The 9,072-nt window shown below is 70.6% G+C and carries 12 protein-coding genes; 9 read left to right on the forward strand and 3 right to left on the reverse strand.

Translation table 11 applies throughout. The features are described from left to right. Positions 1–64 precede the first annotated feature (64 nt). The 4 genes from ACOADB_RS00260 (at position 65) to ACOADB_RS00275 (ending at position 2,595) form a co-directional block, all read left to right on the forward strand. Positions 65–838 (forward strand): SDR family oxidoreductase, encoded by a 774-nt coding sequence (locus ACOADB_RS00260; RefSeq protein WP_378595914.1) that lies wholly within the window; start codon positions 65–67, stop codon positions 836–838. A 52-nt stretch (positions 839–890) separates the two neighbouring features. Next, complete coding sequence (locus ACOADB_RS00265; RefSeq protein ID WP_378595915.1) at positions 891–1,232, forward strand: DUF2784 domain-containing protein; 342 nt, start codon at positions 891–893, stop codon at positions 1,230–1,232. 66 nt (positions 1,233–1,298) lie between these two features. Beyond that, positions 1,299–2,144, forward strand: a complete 846-nt coding sequence (locus tag ACOADB_RS00270; protein WP_378595916.1) for a lysophospholipid acyltransferase family protein — start codon at positions 1,299–1,301, stop codon at positions 2,142–2,144. A gap of 4 nt (positions 2,145–2,148) precedes the next feature. Then, positions 2,149–2,595: an SRPBCC family protein gene (locus tag ACOADB_RS00275; protein ID WP_378595917.1), complete on the forward strand. Its 447-nt coding sequence runs from the start codon at positions 2,149–2,151 to the stop codon at positions 2,593–2,595. Positions 2,596–2,601: 6 nt separating this feature from the next. Here ACOADB_RS00275 and ACOADB_RS00280 read toward each other — a convergent pair whose 3' ends face one another. Further along, on the reverse strand, positions 2,602–3,225 hold the full coding sequence (locus ACOADB_RS00280; RefSeq protein WP_378595918.1) for a glyoxalase: 624 nt from the start codon (positions 3,223–3,225) through the stop codon (positions 2,602–2,604). 88 nt (positions 3,226–3,313) lie between these two features. Between ACOADB_RS00280 and ACOADB_RS00285 the strand changes: the two genes are divergently transcribed. After that, on the forward strand, positions 3,314–4,318 hold the full coding sequence (locus ACOADB_RS00285; RefSeq protein WP_378595919.1) for a zinc-binding dehydrogenase: 1,005 nt from the start codon (positions 3,314–3,316) through the stop codon (positions 4,316–4,318). Between the two features lie 109 nt (positions 4,319–4,427). On the opposite strand, the gene ACOADB_RS00290 is transcribed toward ACOADB_RS00285, so the two are convergent. Then, the gene (locus tag ACOADB_RS00290) at positions 4,428–5,405 is read right to left on the reverse strand and encodes a zinc-binding dehydrogenase (protein WP_378595920.1); all 978 of its coding nucleotides are present in this window, start codon (positions 5,403–5,405) and stop codon (positions 4,428–4,430) included. A gap of 27 nt (positions 5,406–5,432) precedes the next feature. After that, positions 5,433–6,227, reverse strand: a complete 795-nt coding sequence (locus ACOADB_RS00295) for a hypothetical protein (RefSeq protein ID WP_378595921.1) — start codon at positions 6,225–6,227, stop codon at positions 5,433–5,435. Positions 6,228–6,285: 58 nt separating this feature from the next. On the opposite strand from ACOADB_RS00295, the gene ACOADB_RS00300 reads away from it, so the two are divergent. Genes ACOADB_RS00300 through ACOADB_RS00315 form a run of 4 tightly spaced genes read left to right on the forward strand, consistent with a single transcriptional unit; the run spans position 6,286 to position 9,009 of the window. Then, positions 6,286–6,597, forward strand: a complete 312-nt coding sequence (locus ACOADB_RS00300) for a hypothetical protein (RefSeq protein ID WP_378595922.1) — start codon at positions 6,286–6,288, stop codon at positions 6,595–6,597. 49 nt (positions 6,598–6,646) lie between these two features. Then, positions 6,647–7,021: an ArsR/SmtB family transcription factor gene (locus ACOADB_RS00305; RefSeq protein WP_378595923.1), complete on the forward strand. Its 375-nt coding sequence runs from the start codon at positions 6,647–6,649 to the stop codon at positions 7,019–7,021. Then, entirely contained in the window at positions 7,021–7,941 is a 921-nt protein-coding gene (locus tag ACOADB_RS00310) for a cation diffusion facilitator family transporter (protein WP_378595924.1), read from the forward strand. The genes ACOADB_RS00305 and ACOADB_RS00310 overlap by 1 nt, the downstream gene beginning before the upstream one ends. Before the next feature lie 18 nt (positions 7,942–7,959). Further along, positions 7,960–9,009 carry an NAD-dependent epimerase/dehydratase family protein gene (locus tag ACOADB_RS00315; RefSeq protein WP_378595925.1) on the forward strand — a complete coding sequence of 350 codons (1,050 nt, stop codon included), beginning with the start codon at positions 7,960–7,962 and terminating at the stop codon, positions 9,007–9,009. Positions 9,010–9,072: the final 63 nt, after the last annotated feature.

Consider the following 9,072-nt stretch of genomic DNA (forward strand, 5'->3'; position numbering starts at 1 on the left):
TGCGCTGAGTGCCAGGTCGGATTTCCGCCAGCACCTGAACGGCGGCTCACCGAAGATCGTTGACATGACAACGATCACGAAGGACCACACCGTACGGGCCGGCACCATGGCGCTGGTCACGGGCGGCAACCGCGGCCTCGGCCTGGCCACAGCCCGCCTGCTCGGCAAGGCCGGCGCGACCGTCGTGCTGGCGGCACGCGACGACGTACGGTCGAAGGCTGCCGTGCTCGAGCTGCGCGCGGAGGGGATCTGGGCGAGCGCCGTGGCACTCGACGTCGAGGATCCGGGGAGCGTGCAGGAAGCCGCCGCTCGGGTCACCCGCGAGTTCGGCCGCCTGGACATCCTCGTCAACAACGCGGGGATCCTGCCGGAGGCGACCAGCCCCGATCAGGACCAGCCGCTCGATGTCGAGCTGTTCCGTCGTACCTTCCAGACCAACGTGCTCGGTGCGGTGGCTGTGACCCAGGCCTTCCTGCCTCTTCTGATGCGCTCCGACGCGGGCCGGATCGTCAACGTGTCGAGCACGATGGGCTCGCTCAACGACCAGCTCGACCCGGCGTCGCCGTACTTCGGCCTGGTGGTCCCCGCCTACCAGGCGTCGAAGGCGGCGCTGAACGCCGTGACGATCGCGCTGTCGAAGAAGCTCGCCGACTCGCCCCTCAAGGTCAACTCGGTCTGTCCCGGCTGGGTGCAGACCGACCTGGGCGGCCCCGAGAACCGCGCCGCAGCCCCGTCTCCCGCAGACGAGGCGGCCGTCGTCGTCGCCCGTGCCGCCCTGCTGGACGACGACGGACCGTCGGGGACCTTCTTCGATGCAGCAGGCCCGGTCGCCTGGTAGTGACCGGGTCGAGGATGACGGGCGGCCACCCCGGCGGCCCTAGTGTCGAGGCATGCATCGACTGGTGGCCGCCGCGGCGTGCGTCGTCCACATGCTCTTCGTTGCCTTCACCGTCCTCGGCGGCTTCCTCGCCTGGTTGATGCCGTGGGTCTTCCTGCCCCACCTCGCCGCTGCGGCCTGGGGAGGCCGGATGTCGATCTCGCGTGCGGCGTGCCCGCTGTCCCGGATCGAGGACTGGGGGCGCGAGGGTGCGGGTCGGCAGCCGATGAGCGAGCGCGGCTTCATCGCCCATTACTTCGAGGGAAATGTGTACCCCGCGAAGATCGCCCGCCGGGTCGAGGTCCTGGTCGGGACACTCGTCGTCGGCTCGTGGCTCGGCTTCGTCGTTCGCTGACCAGGCTCCCGGCGCTGCGCACCAGGGCCACACGTCACTCGCCGCCCACCGCCTCGTTGATCGCTCGTGGCCAGCAGCAGTGATCGCCCCGCCGGCAAGAGCCGACTGCTGAAGGCGCCGTTGGCGGACCTCAGCGGGCGTGACCCGGCCTTCATCCGGCGGATGCTGCCGCGGCTGTGGCTGGTGGCCAGTGTGTGGTTCCGGGCCGACGTCGACGGCTTCGAGAAGGTGCCCGACGAGCCGGTGCTTTTCGTCGGCAACCACAGTGGCGGGGCCGGCGTACCGGACACCTTCGTCTTTCTGCTCGCCTACAACACCTACATGACCGTCGAGGGCCGACCGCTGTTCTCGCTCGGCCACGAGATGGTGACCTCGCTGCCTGGGGTCGGCGGCTTCGCCCGCAAGTTCGGCGTGGTCACCGCCACCCCGCGGGCGGCGGCCGACGTGTTCGCGCAGGACGGTTCGGTGCTGGTCTATCCCGGCGGCGACGTCGAGGCACTGCGCCCGTGGCGCGACCGCCACAAGATCGTCTTCGACGGTCGCAAGGGCTTCCTCCGCCTGGCGCACGAGAACGGGGTGAAGATCGTGCCGGTCGTGGCGACCGGCGGCCAGGACACCTTCTTCGTCCTGAACGACGGGCGGAAGACCGCGAAGCTGCTGCGCTTCGACAAGCTGCTGCGCGTCAAGACCCTGCCGATCTCGTTCAGCATCCCGTGGGGCTTCCTGCCGGGCGACCTGCCGCACATCCCGCTGCCGGCGAAGATCCGGATCCAGGTGCTCGACCCGATCGACCTGTCCGAGCGGTTCGGTGACGAGCCCGACTGGGACGAGGCGTACGACTACGTCACCAGCGTGATGCAGGCCGGACTCTCGACCCTCGCCGCGAAGACCGTCCTGCCGGTGATCGGGTGACCACGTGAGCTCCACGGCCACGGTCACCGCCACCGTCGCTCGCCCGCGAGACATGGTCTCGGCCATCGCCACCGACCCCCAGCGGGTGCTGCCGCTGATCAGCGGGTTCGGCCGGTTCCGGTTCCTCGGCGAGCTCGACGAACCGGGTCATGAGGAGTGGGAGGTGTTCCTCGACGTCGGCACCCTCCACATCGGCGGTGCCGTGGACGTCGACCGGACCGCCGACCATCACCTGGCGTGGACCGCCCGGCGCGGCACCCGCCACACCTTCGACCTGCTCGTCGAACCCGATGGCGCCGAGCGGTCCCTCGTCACGATGACGATGACGATCACCCTGTCGGGGCTGGTGATGTCACGGATCGCGGAGCAGTTCGCCCGCGGCATCATGCACCGGCACCTCGAGGCGGCCATCCAGCAGCTGCGGCACCACCTGGAGTGGGAGCAGGGCTGAGGGCTCTCAGGCCGAGGCTTCCCAGATGAATCCGTCGGGGTCCGTCGCGGTGAAGCCGCCGAGGACGAGACGGTGCGAGCCGGCGCCGTCCTCCGGCACGCCCACGTCCTTGGCCAGCGCACGCCGGCCGTAGAGGGCGAGCTTGACCGGACCGGAGCCGGCCTCGAACTCGACGTACTTGCGGCCGTAGCTCTTCGCGACCTTCAGGCCCTGCTCGACGTAGAACCGCTTGGTCGCGGCCACGTCGGTCGCGCCGAGCAGGAGCACCAGGTCGTCGTACTTCTTCTCGGCGGGGGCGGTGTCCTTCTTGTTCGACGTGGCGACCTTCCAGATCGTCCCGTCGGGAGCCTGGACGACGCCGCCGTACCCCCAGAACGACTTGGTGGCCGGCTTGAGGACGCTCGCCCCGGCCGCGATCGCGGCATCGATGAAGGCGTTGACGTTGGCCGGCTGGGCGACGGTGAGGGAGAGCGAGAAGCCCCGGAAGCCGCTCGTGGTGTCGTCGGTGGCGCGGAAGGAGATCTGGGTGTCGAAGCCGAACGCTTCGGCGTAGAAGGCCCGGGCGGCGGCCGGGTCGGCCACCTCGAGGGTGAGGGCGGACAGTGTGGTCTGGGTGTCGTTGGTGAACATGTGGACGACGTTAGGCGCGGTCCGCCGGCCGTGCTTCTTGATTCCTGACCGACTGGAATCGCTCGCCGTCGGCGTAGGTTCTGGTCCCATGACGACAGGGCAGAAGCAGCCGACAGACACGATGCGCGCGGTGGTCCTCGACGAGGCACCGGCTCCGCCCGAGGGCCTCGTCATCCGTGAGCTCCCCGTGCCGGTGCCGGGCGTCGGTGAAGTCCTGATCCGCGTGCGCGCCTTCGGGCTCAACCGCTCCGAGCTGCACACCCGGATCGGCCTGGCCCACGGCGTCACCTTCCCGCGGGTCCTCGGGATCGAGGCGACGGGCGAGGTGGCCGCGTGCCCCGGTGGCGAGCTCCCTGTCGGGCAGCAGGTGGTCGCGATGATGGGCGGGATGGGCCGCACCTTCAACGGCGGCTACGCGGAGTGGGTCGTCGTACGGGTCGAGAACACGATCGCGGTCACCACCGGCCTCGACTGGGCCACTTTCGGTGCCGTGCCCGAGATGCTGCAGACCGCCTACGGCTCCCTCACCGTCGGCCTCGATGCGCAGCCCGGCGAGACCCTCCTGGTCCGCGGCGGTACGTCGTCGGTGGGCCAGGCCGCGACGATCCTGGCCAAGCAGCGCGGCATGACGGTGGTCTCCACGACGCGTTCGGCGGCCCGGGAGCAGGTGCTGCGGGACCTCGGCGCCGACCACGTCGTCATCGATGACGGCACGATCGCGCACAAGGTGCGGGCGCTGTTCCCCGACGGCGTCGATCGTGCCCTCGAACTGGTCGGGGCGCCGACCCTGCTCGACACCCTCGCCACCGTCCGCGTGCACGGCGTGGCCTGCATGACCGGAATGCTGTCGAACTCGTGGACGCTGCCGGACTTCTACCCGACGGGCGACCTGCCGCGCGGCGTGTGGCTGGGCGGCTATTCCGGCGGCGCGGGCGACCTGCCTGCCGACGTGCTCCAGGCCTGGTTGGACGACGCCGAGGCCGGTCGCGTGCAGGTGCCGATCGGCCACGTCTACGAGTTCGACGAGATCGTCCAGGCGCACCGCGACCTCGAGGACGGGACCTACGCGGGCAAGCTCGTCGTCGTCACCTGACTGGCACGTGCGGCTTCATCAACGGATGCAGGCCAAGGTGCACTCCCCACGGTGGGCAACCACTGGGAAGTGCCAACTCGGCCACATACCTTGATGAACCCGCAGCGGCTCAGGGGCGCAGCAGGACCTTGCCCTTGCGGCCGGGCTCGCCGTTCGCGGCGGCCGCGGCCCGGACCTCGTCGAACGAGTAGACCGTGTCGACGGGCAGGGTCAGCTTGCCCTGCGCGATCCGCTCGATCAGCTCGCCGAACAGTGCGCGGCGCTGCTCGGCGGGCATGGTCTGGCTGACCGTGCTGCCCCAGAAGCCCTTCACCGTGGCCTGCTTGAAGATCAGGTCGCCGGAAGACAGCTCCATCGTGGGCGACTCCATCGCGCCGAACACGACGAGGGTCGCGTTCTCGGCGAGCAGGGACAGGACGTCGCCGCTGGCGGGTCCGCCGACGGAGTCGACGCCGGCCTTGATCGGCGCTCCGCCGGTGATCGCGCGGACCTGGTCGGCCCAGCCGTCGGCGTCGGTGGCGACGACGTTCGTGATGCCCTGGTCGGCGAGCTCCTCGACGCCGGCGGCGCGCCGGACGAGCCCGATGACGTTGATGCCGCGGGCGGCTCCGAGCTGGGCGACCATCCGGCCGACCGCTCCGTTGGCGGCGTTCTGGACGACCCAGTCACCCGGGGCGAGCTCCAGTGACTCGAGCAGGCTGATCGCGCTGAACGGCATCGAGACCAGCTGCGCGGCGACCTCGTCCGGAATCCCGTCGGCGACGGGGATCAGCCCGCCCGCCTTGGCGATGAACAGCTCCGACCACGCGCCGAACGTCCCTCCGCTCGCGACCCGCTGGCCGACCTGGAACCTGTCCACGCCCTCACCGACGGCGTCGATGACACCGACCGCTTCGGTGCCGGCGCGGGCCGGCAGCTCGGGCTTGAAGCCGTAGGAACCACGGATCGTCCAGAGGTCGTGGTTGTGGATCGCCGCCAGCAGGGTGCGCACGCGCACCTCGCCGGGACCCGGCTCGGGCACCTCCACGTCCTCGACGCCGAGGACTTCCGCAGGGTTGCCGAACTCGTGGTGGATGACAGCGCGCATGGGTCCATTGCAGCACGCGGGGAAAGCTCAGTCCGGCGCGTAGGACAGGCCGCCGGCAGCCATCGCGGCGGCCATCCGGTCGAGTGCGATCGGACCGACCCCGTGCAACGCGGCGAGATCGCGCCGGGTCCAGCCGCTGACGGCTTCGAGGGTGTGCAGGTCGACGGCCCGCAGGGCGCGGGTGGCGGGGGCGCCGATGGTGCGCGGGAGTGGCGTTCCGGTGCGCCGGGGTGCCCGTTCGCGCGGGCCGTCCTCGTGGTCCAGGACCGCCTCGCCGCGCGGTGACAGGCGGTAGCCGATCGCGAGCGACTCGGTCAGCCCCCGCTCCTTGAGCTTGCGTACGTCGACCTTGAACTCCGGCGTCGGACGCCCCATCTGCTCCGCGAGCTCGGGGGCGCGCACCTCGGGGTTCGCGTCGATCAGCCGGAGCGTCGCGCGGGTCCAGGGGCCGATCCGTGAGGCCGCGTCGAGGCGGTCGAGCCGGGCCAGGATGTCGACCAGCTCGTCGGCGGTCGGGACGGACTCGCGCAGGACCTCGCGCGGATCGGGGCCGGCGTAGCGGAGACCGATCCGGAAGACCTGGCCGTCCTTGCGGACGCTGAGTGCGTCCTTGAGGGCGGCGAGCGATGCCGCGCCGCAGCGGCGTGCGTCGTCCGCGCGCAGGGCCGAGAGGGCGACCGCTTCGACGCTGGTCACCTCGAGCAGGCCGACGGCCGTGCGCAGGTGGGTGCCGACCTTCACCCGGGCCCGGTCCCAGCGGCGGAAGGCCAGGTCGATGTCGCCCGCACGGATGGCGTCGAGCTCGCCCGGTCGAATCAGCACGATCGGAGCATAGGCACCGAACGAGTGGGGCGGGAGGGGGCCCGGGTACGTTCCCGCCATGAAGCGCTGCGCATGCGGCCGTCCGGTCCAACAACCGTGGCGGCAGCGGGACACCCCGGTCAGCCCCGCCTCGTTCCTGGCGGGCCTGGTGCTGCTCGGGTTCGGGGTGGCGGCCGTCGTGGTCCCGGAGACACCGCACCTCGTGGGCTGGGGCGTGCTCGGAGTCCTCGCGCTGGCCGCCGTCGTGGGTGGGGCGACCTCCCTCGCCCGCGGCCACCAGCACCCGGGATGTGTCGTCGCCCGGAGCCTGTGGCTCGGTGTCGCGTGGCCGGGACTGCCGCTCCGCGTGGTGCTGAGCCTGCCGTTCTGATCCCGGACCGGACTTGACCGGCGACGCCAGATGGTGATTACATCGCCATATGGCGATGAATCAGGTGGAGACGGCCAGCGAGGTCGAGGCGCTCGTCGCGGCGGCCTGCCTGCTGCACGGCCTCAGTGACCCCAACCGGCTCGCGATCCTGCAGCACCTCGCCCTCGGCGAGCACCGCGTCATCGACCTCACCGACCACCTCGGCCTCGCCCAGTCGACGGTCTCCAAGCACCTGGCCCTGCTCCGCGACTGCGGCCTGGTCGTGTCGCGGCCGAGCGGCCGCGCTTCGATGTTCTCGCTCGCGCACCCCGCGGCGACCGCCGAGATCCTGCGCGCCACCGAGCGCCTGCTCGAGGCCACCGGCGAAGCGGTCGTGCTCAGCGCGAACTTCGGGCCCGCGGCCCTGCACGACGAGGAGTGGTGATGGGCGTCGGACACGGACACGGCCACACTCCCGCTGCCACGGGCCATGCGGGCGCGCGCCACCGTTGGCGGTTGGCGCTGTCGTTCGGCCTGGTCGCGGCCTTCTTCGTCGTGGAGCTCGTCGTCGGCATCGCCACCGGTTCCCTCGCGCTGATCTCCGACGCCGGGCACATGGCGGCGGACGTGGTGGCCCTGGGTGCCGCACTCGTCGCCACGAAGATCGCGACCCGCGAGGACAGCACCGGTCGTCGTACCTATGGGTCCTATCGGGCCGAGGTCTTCGCCTCCGGCCTGGCCGTGCTGATGATGCTCGGCGTCTCCGTGTACGTCGTCATCGAAGCCGTCACGCGCATCGGCGAGGACCCCGACGTGGCCAGCGGCCCGTTGCTCGTCGTGGGCTTCCTCGGCCTCGTCGTCAACGTGATCGCCCTGTTCCTCCTGCGTGCCGGCGCGAAGGACTCCATCAACGTCAGGGGCGCGTACCTCGAAGTCGTCGCGGACACGGCCGGCAGCGTCGGCGTACTCATCGCCGGTGGATTGATCATCGCCACCGGGTCGAGTGTCTGGGACACCGTCGTCGCCTTCCTGATCGGCGGCTTCGTCGCCATCCGAGCGGTCATGCTGGGGCGCGAGGTGCTGGCGGTCCTGGGGCAGCACGTCCCGGCAGGACTGGAGATCGACGTCGTCACCTCCGCGCTCGCCGCGATCGACGGCGTGCGCGACGTCCACGACCTGCACGCCTGGACCCTGACCTCCGGCATGAACGTCGCCACCGCGCACCTCGTGCTCGACGACGGTGCCGACAGCGGCGGCGCGCTGCGCGCCGGGCAGGCACTGCTGCGCGACCAGTTCCAGATCGAGCACGCCACGCTGCAGATCGAGGGCCACCGCTCCACGGACTGCGACGCCGTCAGCTGGTGAGCCATCTAGTGTGACCGCATGACGCAGATAGATCTCGCCGCACCCGTCCTCGTCACCGGTGGAAGCGGCTATGTCGCCAGCTGGATCGTGCGCCAGCTGCTCGAGGACGGCCGCACCGTTCGCGCCACCGTGCGCAACCCGCAGAAGCCGAACGGTCTCGAGCACCTGCACGCGCTGGCCGACGCGCACCCCGGCCGGCTGACCCTCCACCAGGCCGACCTGCTCGACGAGGGCAGCTTCACGGCCGCGATGGACGGCGTCGAGCTGGTCATCCACACGGCGTCGCCGTTCCTGCTCGGCAAGGTGAAGGACCCGCAGGCACAGCTCGTCGACCCCGCCCTCGACGGCACCCGCAACGTGCTGGCGAGCGTCAACGCCACCGAGAGCGTCAAGCGGGTGGTCCTCACCAGCAGCGTGGTCGCCCTGCACGGCGACAACTGCGACATCGTCGGTCGGCCGGTCACCGAGGCCGACTGGAACACCACCAGCAGCCTGGAGCACCAGCCCTACCCGTACTCCAAGACCGTCGCCGAGAAGGACGCCTGGGCGATCGCCGAGGCCCAGGAGCGGTGGGACCTGGTCACCATCCACCCCGGCCTCGTGCTCGGCCCGGCGCTGACCACCTCGAGCGTCTCCGGCTCGATGGACACGATGAAGCACTTCACCGACTACTCCCTGACCCTCGGTGTCCCGAAGCTCTACCTCGGCGTGGTCGACGTACGCGATGTCGCGCGGGCGCACATCGCTGCTGGCTTCACCCCCGAGGCCAAGGGTCGCTACCTCACCAACGCGGACACGATCAGCATGCTCGGCATCGGCCGGATCCTGGCTGCGTCCTTCGGCAACAAGCTCACCTTCCCGCGGATGATCGCCCCCAAGCTGGCCGTCAAGGTGAGCGCCCCGTTCGCCGGCCTGACCCGTGAGTACGTCGAGAAGAACGTCGGCCACCCGCTGGCGTACGACAGCAGCCGCACCACCGCTGAGCTGGGCATCGACTTCCGCCCCGTCGCCGAGACGGTCACCGAGCACTACCAGCAGATGATCGACGACGGGCTCGCGAAGGCCTGACGCCGAGTTGGGGTTTGTCACCCTCGAGTTGTGACTTGTCGCCGGTACGGGCGGTGACAAACC

Source organism: Nocardioides sp. CPCC 206348 (assembly GCF_048654705.1).
Lineage (GTDB): Bacteria > Actinomycetota > Actinomycetes > Propionibacteriales > Nocardioidaceae > Nocardioides.